The sequence below is a fragment of the Allobosea sp. genome, assembly GCF_048595345.1.
GTDB lineage: Bacteria > Pseudomonadota > Alphaproteobacteria > Rhizobiales > Beijerinckiaceae > Allobosea.
In genome coordinates this window covers 1-16,420 of the sequence record NZ_JBMDWH010000201.1, presented here as the reverse complement: position 1 = coordinate 16,420, position 16,420 = coordinate 1, and the positions used below count along the sequence as shown (strand labels likewise).

Annotated in this window: 16 protein-coding genes and 1 pseudogene; 3 read left to right on the top strand and 14 right to left on the bottom strand. The window is 67.8% G+C overall.

Annotated features, from left to right (window positions below; genetic code table 11):
- A partial coding sequence (locus ACOJTB_RS17555; protein WP_420103815.1) for a citrate/2-methylcitrate synthase occupies nt 1–240 on the top strand: 240 nt, incomplete at its 5' end.
- Nucleotides 241–484: 244 nt separating this feature from the next.
- Complete coding sequence (locus tag ACOJTB_RS17550; protein ID WP_420103814.1) at nt 485–1,471, top strand: Bug family tripartite tricarboxylate transporter substrate binding protein; 987 nt, start codon at nt 485–487, stop codon at nt 1,469–1,471.
- 178 nt (nt 1,472–1,649) lie between these two features.
- Here ACOJTB_RS17550 and lpxB read toward each other — a convergent pair whose 3' ends face one another.
- The 11 genes from lpxB to frr all read right to left on the bottom strand — a co-directional run bounded on the left by lpxB (nt 1,650) and on the right by frr (nt 13,672).
- Complete coding sequence (gene lpxB, locus ACOJTB_RS17545) at nt 1,650–2,840, bottom strand: lipid-A-disaccharide synthase (RefSeq protein WP_420103813.1); 1,191 nt, start codon at nt 2,838–2,840, stop codon at nt 1,650–1,652.
- Nucleotides 2,840–3,703 carry an LpxI family protein gene (locus ACOJTB_RS17540; protein WP_420103812.1) on the bottom strand — a complete coding sequence of 288 codons (864 nt, stop codon included), beginning with the start codon at nt 3,701–3,703 and terminating at the stop codon, nt 2,840–2,842. The genes lpxB and ACOJTB_RS17540 overlap by 1 nt, the downstream gene beginning before the upstream one ends.
- Entirely contained in the window at nt 3,700–4,506 is an 807-nt protein-coding gene (gene lpxA / locus ACOJTB_RS17535) for an acyl-ACP--UDP-N-acetylglucosamine O-acyltransferase (RefSeq protein ID WP_420103811.1), read from the bottom strand. Before lpxA ends, ACOJTB_RS17540 begins: the two co-directional genes overlap by 4 nt.
- 88 nt (nt 4,507–4,594) lie before the next feature.
- On the bottom strand, nt 4,595–5,053 hold the full coding sequence (gene fabZ / locus ACOJTB_RS17530) for a 3-hydroxyacyl-ACP dehydratase FabZ (protein ID WP_420103810.1): 459 nt from the start codon (nt 5,051–5,053) through the stop codon (nt 4,595–4,597).
- 174 nt (nt 5,054–5,227) lie between these two features.
- The gene (gene lpxD, locus ACOJTB_RS17525; protein ID WP_420103809.1) at nt 5,228–6,289 is read right to left on the bottom strand and encodes a UDP-3-O-(3-hydroxymyristoyl)glucosamine N-acyltransferase; all 1,062 of its coding nucleotides are present in this window, start codon (nt 6,287–6,289) and stop codon (nt 5,228–5,230) included.
- Nucleotides 6,290–6,324: 35 nt separating this feature from the next.
- The gene (gene bamA / locus ACOJTB_RS17520; protein WP_420103808.1) at nt 6,325–8,820 is read right to left on the bottom strand and encodes an outer membrane protein assembly factor BamA; all 2,496 of its coding nucleotides are present in this window, start codon (nt 8,818–8,820) and stop codon (nt 6,325–6,327) included.
- Nucleotides 8,821–9,027: 207 nt separating this feature from the next.
- Entirely contained in the window at nt 9,028–10,176 is a 1,149-nt protein-coding gene (gene rseP, locus ACOJTB_RS17515) for an RIP metalloprotease RseP (RefSeq protein ID WP_420103807.1), read from the bottom strand.
- Between the two features lie 98 nt (nt 10,177–10,274).
- A complete protein-coding gene (gene dxr, locus ACOJTB_RS17510; RefSeq protein WP_420103806.1) occupies nt 10,275–11,459 on the bottom strand; it encodes a 1-deoxy-D-xylulose-5-phosphate reductoisomerase in 1,185 nt (394 codons plus the stop codon).
- Between the two features lie 5 nt (nt 11,460–11,464).
- Nucleotides 11,465–12,292: a phosphatidate cytidylyltransferase gene (locus ACOJTB_RS17505; protein ID WP_420103805.1), complete on the bottom strand. Its 828-nt coding sequence runs from the start codon at nt 12,290–12,292 to the stop codon at nt 11,465–11,467.
- The gene (locus tag ACOJTB_RS17500; protein ID WP_420103804.1) at nt 12,289–13,044 is read right to left on the bottom strand and encodes an isoprenyl transferase; all 756 of its coding nucleotides are present in this window, start codon (nt 13,042–13,044) and stop codon (nt 12,289–12,291) included. Before ACOJTB_RS17500 ends, ACOJTB_RS17505 begins: the two co-directional genes overlap by 4 nt.
- A gap of 64 nt (nt 13,045–13,108) precedes the next feature.
- Nucleotides 13,109–13,672 (bottom strand): ribosome recycling factor, encoded by a 564-nt coding sequence (gene frr, locus ACOJTB_RS17495; RefSeq protein ID WP_420103816.1) that lies wholly within the window; start codon nt 13,670–13,672, stop codon nt 13,109–13,111.
- 155 nt (nt 13,673–13,827) lie between these two features.
- Between frr and ACOJTB_RS17490 the strand changes: the two genes are divergently transcribed.
- A complete protein-coding gene (locus tag ACOJTB_RS17490; RefSeq protein WP_420103803.1) occupies nt 13,828–14,241 on the top strand; it encodes a VOC family protein in 414 nt (137 codons plus the stop codon).
- 4 nt (nt 14,242–14,245) lie between these two features.
- On the opposite strand, the gene pyrH is transcribed toward ACOJTB_RS17490, so the two are convergent.
- The 3 genes and pseudogenes from pyrH to rpsB form a co-directional block, all read right to left on the bottom strand.
- Complete coding sequence (pyrH, locus tag ACOJTB_RS17485) at nt 14,246–14,953, bottom strand: UMP kinase (protein ID WP_420103802.1); 708 nt, start codon at nt 14,951–14,953, stop codon at nt 14,246–14,248.
- Between the two features lie 173 nt (nt 14,954–15,126).
- Nucleotides 15,127–16,050, bottom strand: coding sequence for a translation elongation factor Ts (tsf, locus tag ACOJTB_RS17480; RefSeq protein ID WP_420103801.1), 924 nt, complete (start codon nt 16,048–16,050; stop codon nt 15,127–15,129).
- A 193-nt stretch (nt 16,051–16,243) separates the two neighbouring features.
- Nucleotides 16,244–16,420, bottom strand: a pseudogene (rpsB, locus tag ACOJTB_RS17475) (30S ribosomal protein S2); the annotation flags it as partial.

Sequence of the window (16,420 nt, the reverse complement as noted above, 5' to 3'; positions counted from 1 at the left end):
GACGAGTACTTCATCGAGAAGAAGCTCTACCCGAACATCGACTTCTATTCGGGCATCACCCTCAAGGCGATGGGCTTCCCCACCACCATGTTCACCGTGCTCTTCGCCGTCGCCCGCACGGTCGGCTGGATCGCGCAGTGGAAGGAGATGATCGAGGATCCGTCCCAGCGCATCGGCCGTCCGCGCCAGCTCTACACCGGCTCGCCGAAGCGCGATTACACCCCCATCGGCCGCCGCTGAGCCTGGACGAAGAAAGTCCTGACGAAGACATCCCAGAGGGCGCGGCGGATCTCCGCCGCGCCTTTTTTATTGCGCTGGATTGATCCTTTTTGCGGGGGTGACGGCCCCGGCCCGGCGCTTAAACTCGGCTACGATCCGCATAACGCGCAGCCCTCGGATGCGCGCGCGGTAGCTTTGTGCAAGATGACGCGGCGGGGCCGGCGATGAGCGGCCCATGACCGACGCGACGGGAGGATTTCAAGCGATGCCGAATTCCAGTTTCGACCGGCGTTCCTTTCTGATCGGGGCCGGCGCTGCCGCCTTGGCCGGCAGCGGCGCTTCCGCCCAGGGCGCCTTTCCGACTCGCCCGATCACGCTGGTCGTGCCCTTCGCCGCCGGCGGCTCGACGGACATCGTCGGCCGGCTGGTCGGGCAGAAGATGTCCGAGATCCTCGGCCAGAACGTCGTGATCGAGAACCGTGCCGGCGCCGGCGGCAATGTCGGCTCTACCGCGGTCGCCCGCGCCAACCCGGACGGCTACACGCTGCTGCTGGGCACCATCTCGACCCATGCGCTCAACCCCGCCATTCTCAAGACGGTGACCTTCGACGCGGTCAAGGATTTCACGCCGATCTCGCTGCTCGCCATCGTGCCGAACGTCATGGTGGTCAATCCGAACTTCCCGGCCAAGACGGTGAAGGAGGTCATCGAAGTCCTGAAGGCCAATCCGGACAAATACGCCTACGCCTCCTCAGGCGTCGGCACGCCGCTGCATCTCTCCGGCGAGCTGTTCAAGTCGATGGCCGGGGTCAAGATGGCGCATGTGCCCTATCGCGGCGCGGGCCCGGCCCTCAATGATGTCGTCGCCGGCACGGTCCCGATCATGTTCGACAACCTGCCCTCCTCGGCCGGCTTCATCCGCTCCGGCCAGCTCAGGGCGATCGGCGTGACGACGAAGGAGCGCGTCAGTTCCTTCCCGGACGTGCCGACGATCGCCGAGAGCGGCCTTACCGGCTACGAGACCTATACCTGGAACGCCCTGTTCGGCCCCGCCAAGATGCCTGATGCGGTCGTCGCCAAGCTGAACGAGGCCGCAAACGCCGCCCTGAAGGACCCGCTGGTCAAGCAGCGCCTCAACGATGTCAGCGCCGACATCGTCGGCTCGACGCCCGCCCAGCTCGCCGAGCACGTCAAGGTCGAGCTGGCCAAATGGGGCCCGATCGCCAAGGCCTCCGGCGCGGTGGTCGAGTAAGAGAGGTCGGGCTTTCAGGCAAGCCGCGTCATGCCGCAGCTGCGGTATCCATCGGAGCGCTCCAAAGCCCTTCGATGGATACCAGGGGAAATGCGGGATGACGCGGCGTCTCGCAGCCCCCTGAGACAGAGCGATCAGCTCGGCCATGGTGACTGCGGCCGTTCGGACGCAGGATGCTCTAAGCGCTGAGCACCGGCCGTCCGCTCATCCGCTCCACCACGGCCAGCGCGGCTTCGACCGCGTTGGCCGCCGGGCTTTCTCCCGCCGAGCGCATGATGGTCTCGACCTCGGCAAATCCCTGCAGCTGCGCGCCCCGCGCCGGCCCTTCCGCCAGCGCCGCCAGCAGATGCCGGCTCAGCGCTTCGGCGGTGGCCTCTTCCTGGATGAATTCGGGCACGACATTCCGGCCGAGGATGAGATTGGGCAGGATCACGCTCGGGAGCTTGACGAGCTTGCGGGCCAGCACGGCCTCCCAGGCCGCACCGCGATAGGCCGCGACGGTCGGCACCTGCGACAGGGCGAGCTCGAGCGTGACCGTTCCGGAGGCGGCGAGAGCGGCGCGAGCATGCCGGAAAGCCGTGAGCTTGGCGGCTTCGCCAGTAACGATCTCGGGCTTTACCGGCCATTGCCCCGACGCTGCCTCGATCATCGGCTGGAGCCGTGTGACTGCCGGCAGCACGAAGCGGGCGCCGGGAACCGAGGCCGCGACCTTCGCAACCGCCGCGCCGAAGACGGGCATGAGATGCTGGATTTCCGAGCGCCGGCTGCCGGGCAGCACCAGCACCAGCGGGCGCATGGCCTCCTCGCGCTGCTGCCGTTCCTGCGCGGTGCCGGGCCGGAACTCGGCCAGCCTCTCCATCAGCGGATGCCCGACATAGACCGTCTCCGGCCCCTGCAACCGCGCCAGCGCTTCGGGCTCGAAGGGCAGGAGCGCGAGAATCCGGTCGACATGCGGCGCCATCTTTCGCGCGCGGCCGGATCGCCAGGCCCAGACGCTGGGGCAGACCCAATGCACGATCGGGATGGTGGGCGCCCGCGCCCTGACCTTCTTCGCGACGCGCAGGCAGAAATCCGGGCTGTCGATCGTCAAAAGCAGGTCGGGCTCGAAGGCGACGATGCCGCGCGCGGCATCCTCCATCCGGCGCAGCAGCAGCGGCAGGCGAGCGATCACCGGCCCGAAGCCCATCACCGCGATGTCCGCCTGGGGGAACAGCGTCTGCAGCCCGGCCTCCGGCAGACCGTGATCGCCGACGCCGCACAGCACGATCTCCCGCTCGCCCAGCCTCCGGCGCAGCTGCGCCAGGAACCGCAGCGCCAGCGCATCGCCGGACGCCTCCCCGGCAATGATCGCCAGCCGGAACGGGCGCATCAGGCGATCCCCTCGACGAAAAGGCCGAGCTCGTCGGCCAACCGGCCGAGCACGGCGCGATCCCCGACGAGGACCTGCCCCGCCCGCACCGCGATGCCCGCCAGCCCGGCGGCCTTGACGTTGCGCAGCGTCTGCTGCCCGATCGCCGGCATGTCGACGCGCAGATCCTGCTTCGCCTTCGGTGCCTTGACCAGGATGCCGTCGCCGTCGGAGAGCTTCAGGCGGCGGCGCTGAACCAGATCGCCGACCCGGGCGATCATCGCATCCGTGCCCTCGGCGGCCTCGATCGCGACGATGCGGTGATCGGCGAGAATCGCCGCCTGACCGACATCGAAAGGCGAAAGCGCCTCGATCAGCGAAAACCCGCGAGCAATCACCTCGCGCTGGGCCGGTGTGACGCGGTGGCGCCCGAGCGGGCCTGCCGGCATGGCGAGCTCAGGCGCAATGTCCGCCGGGCCATGGACTTGAAAACCCTGCTGCTCGAAGAAGCGCACCACGCCGCTGAGCAGGTGATCGTCCCCGCCCCGGAACGCCTTGGCGAAATAGGGCATGTAGCGCAGCGTCGCCAGTTCGGGCCGCAACGAGCCGAAGCTCGGCCGCGGCAGAGCGCCCAGCATGACGAGGTCGGCGATGCCGGCCCGGCGCAGATCGTCGATGAGGCTGCCGAGCTGGCCGAGGCGATAGACCGTGAGCGGCGCGTCGCCATAAGCCTGCGGATCGGCGACACCCTCGATCGCGGCGATGAAGATGCCGCTCCCCCGCCGAGTCACGATCCGCGCCAACGCGGGCGGGTAGTCGCCCCCGCCGGCGATCAGGGCGAGCGGCCCCGCAGGACCGGCCGCAGCGTCGCCGCCAGGCTTCACCGGTCCACGAGCGCGAGATCGCGAGGGATCACGATGCCCTTGTCGCCCTGCCGGATGAAATCGAGAATCTCGTGGATCAGCGGATGCTCGGCGAATTCGGACGCCACGTCCTCGACGCGCTCTGCGAGCGTGCCCTCATCGGCGAAGAGCAGGCGGTAGGCGCGGCGCAACTCGTGGATCTGCTCGCGCGAGAAGCCGCGGCGCTTGAGGCCGACGAGGTTCAGCCCCGCTAGATGGGCCGGATTGTCGCGCACCATGCCGAAGGGAATGACGTCGCTCATCACGCCGGCCCCGCCACCGATGAAGGCATGGTCGCCGATGCGGACGAATTGCTGCACGCCGCAGCCGCCGCTGAGAATCGCGAAATGACCGATCGTGACATGGCCGGCGCACATCACATTGTTGGAAAAGATGATGTTGTTGCCGAGCCGACTGTCATGCCCGACATGCGAATTGGCAAGGAAGAAGCAGCGATCGCCGACGACCGTCTCCATACGGCCGCCCTCCGTGCCCGGATTCATCGTCACGCCTTCGCGGATCTGGCAATCGGCGCCGATCGTCAGCGTCGAGGGCTCGCCGCGATATTTCACGTCCTGCGGCGGATGGCCGATCGAGGCAAAGGGAAAGATCCGGGTGCGCGGGCCGATCGTCGTGCGGCCGGCCACCACGACATGGCTGACCAGCTCGACGCCCTCTCCGAGCACCGCGTCCGGGCCGACTGTGCAGAACGGGCCGATGGTCACGCCCTCGGCCAGTTGCGCCTTGGGATCGACGATCGACATCGGATGGATGGAAACGCTCATGCGCCTGCGCTCGTCCTTGCCGGCATTCCTTCAGCAGCCCCGTCGCAGGCCGTCTGCGCCACGGGGCTTCAAGTCCGTCCCGCGCCGCTCAGGACACCATGGCGGAGATCTCCGCCTCCGCGACCAGCACGCCGTCCACGCGCGCCTCACCGCGATAGAACCAGATGTTGCGGCGGCGCGCGGTCTTGGTGAGGTGGAAACGGATCTGATCGCCCGGCGTCACCGGCTTGCGGAACTTCGCCTTGTCGATGGTGGTGAACAGCACGGTGTTGACCTGCTGCTCGCCGACGCCACGGGCCGAAACCACCAGCACGCCCGCCGTCTGCGCCATCGCCTCGATCATCAGGACGCCCGGAAAAACCGGCCGGCCGGGAAAATGCCCGGTGAATTGAGGTTCGTTGGCCGTGACGTTCTTGATGCCGACGCCCGATTCCTCGCCATTGATCTCGACCACGCGATCGACCAGCAGAAACGGGTAACGGTGGGGAATGCAGGTCATGATCTGCTGGATGTCGATGACATCCAGCGTGGTCTTCGGCTCGCTCATCGCCTTCACTCTCCCGCAGCGCGGCGCTTGCGCCACGCGCCTTGCTCGTCTCTCTGCAAGGGCCCGTGCGAGCGAGCCGATGCCACCGTCTTTCACCGTCCGTTTGCCGGACATCGAGCCGCTTGGGCAACCGAAATATCGCGCCGCAGACCCCGTCCCGGGCCGATGGCGGGATCAGCCCTTGGGCGTCTCGTCCTTGCGGCCGCGCCTGGCGACCGCCGCCTTCAGCCAGGCGCTCTCGCGCGCCCAGTTCAGCGCCGGCTGCGCCGGGTAGCCGCCGAAGCGAGCCCCGCGTGGCACATCGCCGGCAACGCCGCTCTGCGCCGCGATCTGAGCGCCCGCGCCGATCGTCAGATGGCCGGCGAGACCGACCTGCCCGCCCAGCACCGCGAAATCCTCCAGGGTGGTGGAGCCCGCCATGCCGACCTGCGCGCAGATGACGCAATGGCGCCCGATCACGCAATTATGCCCGACCTGCACGAGATTATCGATCTTCGTGCCTTCACCGATCACCGTGTCGCGGCTGGCGCCGCGGTCGATGCAGCTATTGGCGCCGATCTCGACATCGTCCTGCACGATCACACGGCCGATCTGCGGCACCTTCATGTGACCCTTTGGGCTCATCGCGAAGCCGAAGCCGTCCTGCCCGATGCGCGCACCCGGATGAATGATGACGCGGTTGCCGATCAGCGAAGCCTGGATCGAGGCCCCCGCCCCGATCGCGCAATCGCGGCCGATCCGCACCTGCGGACCGATGACCGCATGGGCCGAGATCACCGTGCCGGCCCCGATCTCGGCGCCAGGGCCGATGACGGCGCCGGGATCGACCGTCACGCCCGGCTCGAGCACGGCCGTGGCGTGGACCACGGCGCCCGGCGCCACGCCCTGCGCGGCGAAGGCCGATTGCGGCCGCAGGGCCGAAGGGAAGAACCGGGAGAGAATGCGCGCGAAGAGATGATAGGGCGTCGGCGTGACCAGCGCGACGACCGAAGCCGGCACGCGCTCGGCAAAGCGCGGCGAGATCAGGACGGCCCCGGCAGCCGTGGCGGCGAGCGCCTCGACATATTTGGGGTTGTCCATATAGGCCAGATCGCCCGCGCCGGCGGTCTCCAGCGCAGCCGCGCCGGAGACCGGCCGCGACGGGTCGGCGCCGTCCGGAAGCGTGATGCCGCAAGAAGATGCGACCTCGCCGAGTGTCAGCGAGGTCGCGATCGGGAAGAAAACAGGTTCTGTCATCGGAAAAGTCGAAGCGGGGCACAAGCCCCGCATCGTCAGAAGCGCGTGCCGCCCGAGAAACGGAAGGCCTGGAGGCGGTCGCCGCCGTACTTCCCGGTAAGGCCCGTCAGCGGATCGGTGCCGATCTGGCCCTTGTCGTAGGTCAGTGCGTAAGCGTAGTCGAACCGGATCGGGCCGAGCGGCGACTGCCAGAGCAGGCTGACGCCGACCGAGGAGCGCAGGACGTTCTTGTCGCGCACACAGGCGATGTTGGACTGGGCGCCACCCGTCACGACATTGAACTGGCGGGCGCTGGACCCGGCGGGGCAGGCGTTGAACACGGTCGTTCCGCCATCATAGTTGAACAGCGTGCCGGCATCGGCGAAGACCGCGCCACGTAGGCCGAGGTCACGCGGCAGGCCGAACAGCGGGAACTGGATCTCGGCGGTGCCGCCGAAATAGCTCGTGCCGCCCAGCGCGTTCGCCGTCGGATCGTTGCGCACGTCGCGCGGGCCGATGCCGGAGGCGGCGAAGCCGCGAACCAGTGACGGGCCGAGGAAGTAGTGATCGGCCATGCGCAGATTGCCGCTGGTCGCCTGGACGTGACCGCCCTGGACGCGCAGGAAACCGACGATATCGTCGAAGATCTCGCGATAATAGCGGGCATCGGCCGCGATGCGCAGGAACTTCGAATCGCCGCCGAGGCCGGCGAATTCGGGCTTTAGCTCGGCGACGAAGCCGTTGCGCGGGGTCTGCACATTGTCGAGCGAGTTGTAGTTGAAGTTCAGGCCGACCAGCGAGGTCAGGGTCGAGCCCTGCGCTTCCTTGACCGCCACCGACGCTTCGCCGTTGGTCACGCAGTTATAGACCGTGTTCGCCCCGCCGGTGGGCGTGATGCCCGCGATCGGGAAGGTACAGTCGTTATAAGGGTTGGTGACCGTGTTCGGGATCTTGATCTCGGTCGTGTAGATCGAATAGCGCGGCGTGATCGAGAACTCTTCCGTGATCGGGAAGGTGAAGCGCAGCTGGCCACCCGTCACGCGGCTCGAATAGCGGCCGGTGTTGTAATTGTCCTGATACTTCGAGAACAGGTCGATACCCGCCGCCACGCGATAGCCGAGGAAATACGGCTCGGTGAAGGAGAAATCGACGCCCTGGGTGCGCTGGCCGAGCGTGCCGGCGATGCGGACGAACTGGCCGCGGCCGAGGAAGTTCGACTCCGACAGCGACACTTCGCCGATGACGCCGTCCGAGGTCGAGTAGCCGCCGGCGATCGAGAACGAACCGGTCGCCTTGTCCTCGACGTCGACGTTCACGACGACGCGGTCAGGCGCCGAGCCCGGCTCGTTGGTGATGCGGACCTTGTTGAAGAAGCCCAGATTATTCAGGCGGCGCTCGGCGCGGTCCACCATCACCTTGTTGTAGGCGTCGCCCTCGCCCAAATCGAGCTCGCGGCGGACGACATAGTCGCGGGTGCGGGTGTTGCCGCGCACATTGATGCGCTCGACATAGACCCGCGGGCCCTCGTCGATGACATAGGTGATGCCGATGAGGTTGCCGGCCGCGTCACGGTCGCCGCGCGGGCGGACCTGCGCGAAGGGATGACCGTCGCGGGAGACTTCGGTCGTCAGCGCGACGAGCGACTTCTCGACCGCCTCGGCATTATAAGTGTCGCCCGTCGAGGTGGCGACATAGCGGCGCAGGCGCCCCGCATCGACGTCGCGCAGCGAGGAATCGACCGCAACGTTGCCGACCTTGTATTGCGGGCCTTCCGACACCGAGATGTCGATGATCCAGCCGCCGGCGGCCTCGTCGAAGCGCGCCGTCTCGTTGACGATCTGGAAGTCGGCATAGCCGTTCTTGAGGTAGAAGCGGCGGATCAGGTCGAGGTCGGAATTGATCCGGTCCGGATCATAGACGTCTGAGGTCTTGATCCAGCTCAGGAAGTTCGACTCGGTCGACTGCATCAGGCCGCGCAGGCGGCCTGCGGAATAGACGTTGTTGCCGGCGAAGTTGATCTGCTTGATGCCGGTCTTGCCGCTCTCGTTGATCGTGAAGACCACGTCCTCGCGACCATTCGGCAGCGTCACCACGCGGCCGGTCACCGAGGACAGGCCGTAGCCGACGCGGCGATAGGCTTCCTTGATGCGCTCGGCATCGGAATTGATCAGCGTCTGGTTGACCGGGCCGCCGGTGCGCGACTGCACGATCGGGGACAGCTGGTCGCTCTTGAGGCGCTTGTTGCCCTCGAAGGCGACGCGGTTGACGGTGCCGCCCTGCTCGCGCACCGCGATCACATAGCCGCCGCCGCTGCGGCTGACCTGGACGCTGCTGAACATGCCGGTCGCCAGCAGGCTCTCGCGAATCTCCTGCGGGTTGTCGCGGCCCTGCGCATAGGAGCGGATCGTCTCCGCATCCACGCGCTGGTTGCCGCGCACCGTCACGGCCTGCGCGAACGCTACACCACCACTCACGGCCAGAATCAAAGCCGAAAGTCCGATCGATCGCGAGAGAGCCGCCTTGGTCGTCCGGCTCTTTAGGGTCGACGTCATCGGGTCGCCTATTCCATTTCTCTGGTCGCCACCCCGAACGGGGATCGCCATCGGCAGACGGCAATACGGGACATTTGCAGTGCGATTGCTTCTACAAAGTTTCCCGGCGGGTGCAAACCGCCATCATCGTTAACAAAGTATTTTTAGGAGGCTCGTGGCTGGAAGGTCACGGGCCCGGGAACCGGCCAGGGCCGGCATGCGACGGAGTCAGAGCAGCCCGCGCACATGCACGAGGTCGTTCCACGTCACGAAGAGCATGAGCATCAAAACCAGCGCGAGGCCCAGCCGGAAGCCGATTTCCTGCGCCCTGGGGCTGAGCGGGCGCCCTCGCAGCGCCTCGTAGAGATAGAACATCAGATGCCCGCCATCGAGCATCGGCACCGGCAGGAGGTTCATCAGCCCGATCGAGACGGAGAGCACGGCCGCGAGGTTGAGCAGCCCCAGGAAGCCGGCATTGGAGGCCACGGCGCCCGACACCTGCGCGATGCGGATCGGCCCGGAGAGCTGGTCGGTCGAGGCCCGGCCCTGCACCAGCCGGGAGACGTAGTCATAGGTCTGGGACACGATGAACCAGCTCTCGACCACGCCCTGGCGCAGCGAATCGACGACGCCGAAATCCTGCTTCTTCCAGTCCTCGGGCCGCGACGACGCCTTCACGCCGATGACGCCGATGCGCTGCTTGCCGATCGGCGAATCGATCTCAGACAGGGCGGGCGTCACCGCCAGCGTGACCTCCTGCCCAGAGCGCGAGACGGTGACCGGCAGCTTTTCGCCGGGCCGCATCGAGATGATGCGTTGCATGTCGCCGAAACTGGCGACCTGCTGGCCGTCGATGGCGATGACGAGGTCGCCGGGCTTCAGCCCGGCCTGCTCGGCGGCGCTCCCGGCCACGAGGGAATCCACCCGCGGGCTGAGCACCTGCTTGCCGAAGAAAAAGGCCGAGGCGGCGAAGATCGCGATGGCGAGGATGAAATTGGCGATCGGCCCCGCCGCGACGATGGCGGCGCGTTCGCCGATCGACTGCGCCGGGAAGGAGCGCTCGCGCTCCTGCGGCGTCATCTTTCCGACCGCTTCCTGATCGGGAGCACTGGCTGCGTCGGCATCCCCCGCGAACTTCACATAGCCGCCGAGCGGAATCAGCGCGAAGCGCCAGCGCGTGCCGTGGCGGTCGTAGAAGCCGAAGAGTTCGCGGCCGAAGCCGATGGAGAAGGTTTTGACGTCGACCCCACACCAGCGGCCGACGAGGAAATGCCCGAGCTCGTGGATGAACACGACCAGCGTCAGCACGAACAGGAACGGCACCAGATAGCCGAGAACGAACTGCACGCCGCTGCCGAAAGAGGCCAGAATATCCATCAAACGCTCCCGGTTCCCCCTTTTGGACCAGCGCGCGTCCGAGCGGGGCGATCGCGATGCTCCGGCAGGGTGCCGATGCGTCGGATCATGTCGATGACTTAGGTGACAGCGAACGGCCCCTGCGACAAGAGCGCGGCGGCACGCCGGCGCGCATCATGGTCAATGGCCAGCGCCTCGGCGATGTCGCGCGGCGCGGACCACCGGGCCGAGGCTGCTTCGGCACAGACCGCGTCGACCAGCGCTGGGATGCCGGGAAAGGCGATTCGCCCTGCCAGGAAAGCGGCGACGGCGACCTCGTTGGCAGCGTTGAGGATCGCGGGCTGGGCGCCTCCGGCCGCCAGGGCGGCCATCGCCAGTGCCAAGGCCGGAAAGCGCACCAGATCCGGCCGCTCGAAGGCCAGCGGCTCCTGCAAGGCGAGGTCGAAGAAGCGCGTCGGCGGCGCGTCGAGCCGCCCGTCGAGGCCGAGGCAATGGGCCGCCGCCACGCGCATGTCCGGAACCGCCATGCCCGCGCTGACGGAGCCGTCGCGGAAGGTCACCAGCCCGTGGACGATCTGCTGGGGGTGGACGAGCACGTCGAGCTGGTCCGGGCGCAGGCCGAAGAGGAACCGTGCCTCGATCAGTTCCAGCCCCTTGTTCATCATGCTGGCGGAGTCGATCGTGATCTTGGCCCCCATCGCGTAATTGGGGTGCTTCAGCGCCTGTTCGGGCCGGGCCTCGGCGATCTCAGCGGCGCTCCAGCTGCGGAACGGCCCGCCCGAGGCGGTCAGCGTCATCCCGCGCACGGCCGAGATCGGCTCGCCACCCAGCACCTGATGGAGCGCATTGTGTTCGGAATCGAGCGGGAGCAGCCGCGCGCCTACCGCCTGCGCCCGCGCCATCACCGCCTCGCCCGCGCAGACGAGACTCTCCTTGTTCGCGAGCGCCAGCGCCCGCCCCGGCGCCAGCGCCGCAAAGGTCGCCTCCAGCCCGGCAGCGCCCGAAATGGCGCTCACCACGATGTCGGCCGGGCGTGCGACGGCCTCCAGTACGGCGCCGCGCCCTGCCCCGTTGGCAATGCCGCTGCCCGCCAGCGCCGCGCGCAGCGCCTCACCCGCCGTCTCGTCCGCCAGGGCTGCGAAGCGTGCGCCGGTCTGCCGCGCCAGCGCGGCGAGCGCGGCGGCATCTCGCCCGCCCACCACGGTCTCGATCGCCAGCCTTTCGGGATTTTCGGCGACCACGTCGCAGACGGAACGGCCGACGGAGCCGGTCGCTCCCAGAAGGGTCACGGAACGCAGGGTCATCGCTGTCAGAGAGAAAGATGGAAGACGAAGAGAGCGAGACCGGCGAGCACGAGCACCGCCCAATAGCCGTCCAGCCGGTCGAGGAAACCGCCATGACCGGGGATGAGCCCGCTGGAATCCTTGGTGTCGAAGCGCCGCTTCAGCGCCGATTCGTAGAGATCGCCGGCCTGGCTGGCGATCGAGGCCAGGAGCGAGGCCAGCGCCACGAAGAGCATCGACGGCCCCGCCGCCCCCGGACCGAACCAGGCCCAGACGAGGCAGCCGCTGAGCACGCCGGCCAATGTGCCGCCAATGGCGCCCGACCATGTCTTCTTCGGGCTGACGCGCGGCATCAGCTTCGGTCCGCCCAGCCTGCGCCCGGTGAAATAGGCGGCGATATCGGTGAGCCAGACGACGGCGAAGCTCCACAGGATGATCGCGAGCCCGATCTGCGGCCAGTCCCGCAAGGCCGGCGCGATCAGGCCGAAGGCGAGCGCATAGGCGACGCCGCACAGCTCCAGCGCCAGCCGGGAGGTCAGCTTCGGCGCGGCGGCGGCGCCGGCAAGCGCGGCGACGGCCGCGACGCCCGCCAGAGCCTGGGGCGACAGCGGCAGCAGCGCCAGTACCAGCCCCGCGGCGACGACGCCGACCGCGCCCGCGACGGCATGGGCCCCGCGCACGATCGACAGCCATTCATAGGCGACGACCCCGGCCACGAGCACCCAGACGATCCGGAAGAACCAGCCGCCCCAGAGCGTGGCGGCGAGGATGCCGCCTGCCAGCACGAGCGCCGAGACGACCCGCAGCTTCAGTTCGCCGCCCGGCTTGGGCATGGCCGGATGAGGCCCGCTCACGCCACGTCCGCATTGCGGGCGGGCACCGCCGCCAGGCCCCCGAAGCGCCGCTCGCGCTGCCGGTACTGGGCCAGAGCATCCTCGAAGGCGGCGCGGTCGAAATCCGGCCAGAGCACGGGCGTGAAGACGAACTCGGCATAGGCCGACTGCCAGAGCAGGAAATTGGAAATTCGGCTCTCGCCGGAGGTGCGGATCACCAGTTCGGGATCGGGCAGGTCATGCGTGTCGAGCCGGCTGGACAGGGCCGCCTCGTCGATCGCCGCCGGATCGAGCCGTCCGGCCGCGACCTCCGCCGCGAGCCGGCGCGCCGCACGCAGGATCTCGTCGCGCGCACCATAATTGAAGGCGATCGCGAGGATCAGCCCGGTATTGCCTGTTGTGCGCGTCTCGGCATGCTCGACCAGCCGGCGCAGATCCGCCGGCAGATCCTCGCGGTTGCCGATGATGCGCACCCGCACATTGGCGGCCGCCAGCTCCGACAGGTCCTTCTCGACGAAGTGCTTGAGCAGCCCCATCAGGAAGCTGACCTCGGCATGGGGCCGGCGCCAGTTCTCGGTCGAGAAGCTGTAGAGGGTCAGGACGGAGAGGCCCAGATCGGCGGCGTTGCGCACCGTGCGCCGCAGCGCCTCGAGCCCACGGCGATGTCCCTCCTGCCGCGGCAGGCCGCGCATCTTCGCCCAGCGGCCATTGCCGTCCATGATGATGGCGACATGGCTCGGATTCGGAAGGCCCGTCTCGGGCTGGGATGACATGCGGAGGAGCCTCTCTGGGCCTTGCCGGTTTCGTGCAGCAGCCTGCCCGCGGGCGATGTGCGGCTCAGACGTGCAGGATTTCCTTTTCCTTCGCCGCCAGCGCCTGGTCGATCTCGCCGATATGCTGGTCGGTCGCCTTCTGGACGAGGTCGGAATTCTTGGCGGCGTCGTCCTTGGTCATGTCGCCGTCCTTCTCCAGCTTCTTGACCACGTCGATGCCGTCGCGGCGCACATGGCGGACCGCGACCTTCGATTCCTCGGCGTATTTATGCGCGACCTTCACCATCTCCTTGCGGCGCTGCTCGTTCAGCTCCGGGATGCGGATGCGCAGGACCTGGCCTTCCGTCTGCGGGTTGAGGCCGAGATCGGATTCGCGGATCGCCTTCTCGACGGCATTCGTCATCGAGCGGTCCCAGACCTGCACGCTGAGCAGGCGCGGCTCGGGAACGCTGACCGTGGCGAGCTGGGAGAGCGGCGTGCGCGCGCCATAGGCCTCCACCGTGATCGGGTCGAGGATATTGGCCGAGGCGCGCCCGGTGCGCAGCGAAGCGAGGTCGCTCTTGAAGGACTGCACGGCGCCGGCCATGCGGCGCTTGAGGTCGGCGAGATCGAAGTTCGGCTGGGCCATTGCAATGACAACCTTGCGGATCATTCAAAAATCGGCGCGACCATGGCCGCGAGGGCGCCCATGGTCAAGAATTACATGCTCGTAGCGGTGAGTCCCGGCTGTCCGAACGGCTCGGTCAGGGTCTCGCCTTTCGCATCGCCTCCACGGAGACCGGCATGCCACGCCTGAATCGTATCCTCGAAACCGCGCTCTATGTCGATGACCTGGACCGCGCCCGTGCCTTCTATGAAGGCAAGCTCGGGCTGGCGCCCCTCTTCGAGAGCGGCAATCTCTACGCCTATGACGTGGGCGGCCAGAGTGTGCTGCTGCTCTTCCAGCGCGGCTCTTGCCTGGAAAGCCAGGTTTCGCCGGACGGCATCATTCCGCCCCATGACGGCAGCGGGCCGCTCCATATCGCGTTCGCGATCGACGCCGAAGATCTGGAGCCCTGGGAGCGGCGACTCGCGGAACTCGGCATCGACATCGAAGGCCGGCGGCGCTGGCCGCGTGGCGGCACCAGCCTCTATGTCCGGGACCCGGACGGGCACCTGCTCGAATGGGTGACGCCCGGCCTCTGGACGACCTATTGACCCGTCAAGGCGTCACATAGGTGGCTCGCCCCTCGCCGCGCAGCACGGCCGCGAGCGCACCCTTCTCGGCGATTGAGAAGACGACGATGGTCAGGCCGGAATCGCGCGCCAGCGCGAACGCGGCGGTGTCCATCACCTTGAGGTCGCGGCGGATCGCCTCCTCATGGGTCAGGCTGTCATAGCGCGTCGCGGTCGGGTCCTTCTTTGGATCGGCGCTGTAGACCCCGTCCACCTGCGTCGCCTTGAGCAGATGCGAGCAACCCAGTTCGGCCGCGCGCAGGGCCGCGCCGGTATCGGTAGTGAAATAGGGATTGCCGGTGCCGCCGCCGAGGATCACCACCTTGCCGTTGGTCAGATGGTCGAGCGCGCGCTTGCGGGCGTAGCTTTCGCACAGCGAGGGCATGGGCACCGCCGACATCGCGCGGGCCGGCGCGCCGGCGCTTTCGATCGCATGTTCGAGCGCGAGCGCGTTCATCACCGTGCCGAGCATGCCGATGGAATCGGCGCTCGTGCGATCGAGGCCCTTGTTGAGACCCTGCACGCCTCGGAAGAAGTTCCCACCGCCCACGACGATGCCGATCTCGACGCCCTCATGCGCCGCATGAGCGATGTCCGCCGCGAGCGCCGTCAGGGTGACGCCGTCCAGCCCATAGCCCTGCGGCCCCGCCAGGGCCTCTCCGGACAGCTTCACGAGCACGCGCTTGGGTCTCATCGTGGGGCTCTCCGTGATTGGGGCAGGCATCATCTGGATAGGCAGGCCCCGCCGCGCGCCATGAAAAAAGGCCGCGCGAGGCGCGGCCTTTCTGTCATTTCGGGCCGGGCTTGTCAGCCCGGAAAACGCGCGAGCACACCGTTGCCGAAAGCCCGCGCGGTGCAGCTCGCCGATCAGCCCGTGGTGCCGCCGGCGGCGGCGACTTCCGCCGCGAAATCCTGCTCTTCCTTCTCGATGCCTTCGCCGAGCGCATAGCGGACCAAGCCGGTGAGCTTCACCGGAGCGCCGACCTTGCCCTCGATCTCCTTGAGCACCTGCGAGACCGACTTCGAGCCGTCATGGATATAGACCTGCTCGAGCAGGCAGTTTTCCTTGGCGTAGCTCTTTAGGCCGCTCTCGGTGATCTTCTCGAGCACATTGGCGGGCTTGCCGGCGTTCTTCTCGGCCAGGATCGCCTTCTCGCGCTCCAGAACCTCCGGGGCGACCGAAGCCAGGTCGAGCGCGACCGGGTTGGTGGCGGCGACATGCATGGCGAGCTGGCGGCCGAGCGTCGCGAGTTCGTCAGACTTGGCGGTCGTTTCCAGCGCGACGATGACGCCGATCTTGCCGAGGCCCTCGGTGATCGCGCCATGGACATAGGAGCCGATGACGCCGGAGGAGACCTTGAGCGAATGGGCGCGGCGCAGGGTCATGTTCTCGCCGATGGTGGCGATGGCGTTGGCGATCGCCTCCTGCACGGTGCCGCCGCCGGGATAGTGATGGCCGAGCAGCGCCTCGACGTCCCCGCCCTTCTCCAGCGCGACCTCGGCGATGGTCTTGGCCAGCGCCTGGAATTCCGGGTTGCGCGCGACGAAGTCGGTCTCCGAGTTGACCTCGACGACGACGCCCTCGTTGCCCTGAACGGCGACGGCGACGAGGCCCTCGGCGGCGACGCGGCCAGCCTTCTTGGCGGCCTTCGACAGGCCCTTGGCGCGCAGCCAGTCGACGGCGGCTTCCATGTTGCCGTCGGTCGCCGAGAGGGCGGTCTTGCAGTCCATCATGCCCGCGCCGGTCTTGTCGCGGAGTTCCTTCACGAGTGCGGCGGTGATCGCTGCCATCTGTCTTGTCCTTGCTGTCGGTGCGGCGCGGGCCCTGGGGCCGGCCGCGGATCGGAATGATGCGGACGCCTGCATGGGGAAACGCCGACGCTCCGTTTCCGGCCGTCGGCGCGTCCTCTTAACGTCTGGAAGCCGGCGTCAATCGAGAGGCCCGATTGCGACGCGCCGATGACGCGCCGCGATCGCGACCGAATTACGCGTCGGCGAGATCGCGAGCCTGGGCGACCCAGCCCTCGCGATCGATCTTGCCGCCGAGCTTCAGGTCGTGGTCGATCTTGGTCACGTCGGCCGGGGTCATCGCGGCGATCTGCCAGAAGTGGTAGATGCCGCCGTCGTTCAGCTTCTGGACCGCGTCCGGGCCCATGCCCGA

Coding starts and splice junctions, on each gene's coding strand:
- rseP (WP_420103807.1), bottom strand. CDS start 10,176: ATGGATATTCTGGCCTCTTTCGGCAGCGGCGTGCAGTTCGTTCTCGGC.
- ACOJTB_RS17490 (WP_420103803.1), top strand. CDS start 13,828: ATGCCACGCCTGAATCGTATCCTCGAAACCGCGCTCTATGTCGATGAC.
- fabZ (WP_420103810.1), bottom strand. CDS start 5,053: ATGAGCGAGCCGAAGACCACGCTGGATGTCATCGACATCCAGCAGATC.
- lpxB (WP_420103813.1), bottom strand. CDS start 2,840: ATGCGCCCGTTCCGGCTGGCGATCATTGCCGGGGAGGCGTCCGGCGAT.
- frr (WP_420103816.1), bottom strand. CDS start 13,672: ATGGCCCAGCCGAACTTCGATCTCGCCGACCTCAAGCGCCGCATGGCC.
- dxr (WP_420103806.1), bottom strand. CDS start 11,459: ATGACCCTGCGTTCCGTGACCCTTCTGGGAGCGACCGGCTCCGTCGGC.
- ACOJTB_RS17550 (WP_420103814.1), top strand. CDS start 485: ATGCCGAATTCCAGTTTCGACCGGCGTTCCTTTCTGATCGGGGCCGGC.
- lpxA (WP_420103811.1), bottom strand. CDS start 4,506: ATGAGCGTTTCCATCCATCCGATGTCGATCGTCGATCCCAAGGCGCAA.
- bamA (WP_420103808.1), bottom strand. CDS start 8,820: ATGACGTCGACCCTAAAGAGCCGGACGACCAAGGCGGCTCTCTCGCGA.
- ACOJTB_RS17500 (WP_420103804.1), bottom strand. CDS start 13,044: ATGTCATCCCAGCCCGAGACGGGCCTTCCGAATCCGAGCCATGTCGCC.
- tsf (WP_420103801.1), bottom strand. CDS start 16,050: ATGGCAGCGATCACCGCCGCACTCGTGAAGGAACTCCGCGACAAGACC.
- pyrH (WP_420103802.1), bottom strand. CDS start 14,953: ATGAGACCCAAGCGCGTGCTCGTGAAGCTGTCCGGAGAGGCCCTGGCG.
- lpxD (WP_420103809.1), bottom strand. CDS start 6,289: ATGACAGAACCTGTTTTCTTCCCGATCGCGACCTCGCTGACACTCGGC.